The sequence below is a fragment of the Corynebacterium sp. HMSC069E04 genome, from assembly GCF_001813175.1.
GTDB lineage: Bacteria > Actinomycetota > Actinomycetes > Mycobacteriales > Mycobacteriaceae > Corynebacterium > Corynebacterium aurimucosum.
This window is the reverse complement of sequence record NZ_KV811692.1, coordinates 1-319: the sequence shown is the minus strand read 5'-3', so window position 1 is coordinate 319 and position 319 is coordinate 1. Positions and strand designations below refer to the sequence as shown.

Below are 319 nucleotides of genomic sequence, written 5' to 3'. Positions count from 1 at the left end.
AAGCGATAGCCTTCTCATCCCAGAGATACAGCGTGTGCATGCGCAGAATTTCTCGGTTTACGGTATCCGCAAAATGTGGCACGCTATGAACCGTGAAGGTTTTCATATCGGCCGCGATAAGACCGCTCGATTAATGAAGTTAGCAGGTGTTTGCGGCCGCAGACGCGGACGAACCCCCGTGACAACGACTAGCCCGAAGACACCGGATCATCGCCCGGACCTAGTGCAGCGAAACTTCCGTGCACAAGCACCAGAAAGGTTGTGGGTTGCCGACATTACCTACGTTCGTACCCTGTCAGGATTCGCCTACACCGCGTTT

At 54.2% G+C, this 319-nt stretch carries 1 protein-coding gene; it reads left to right on the top strand.

Annotation, left to right across the window (positions count from 1 at the left end; translation table 11 throughout):
• Positions 1–319: IS3 family transposase (locus HMPREF2896_RS12705; RefSeq protein WP_141754781.1), on the top strand; the 319-nt coding region annotated here is incomplete at both ends.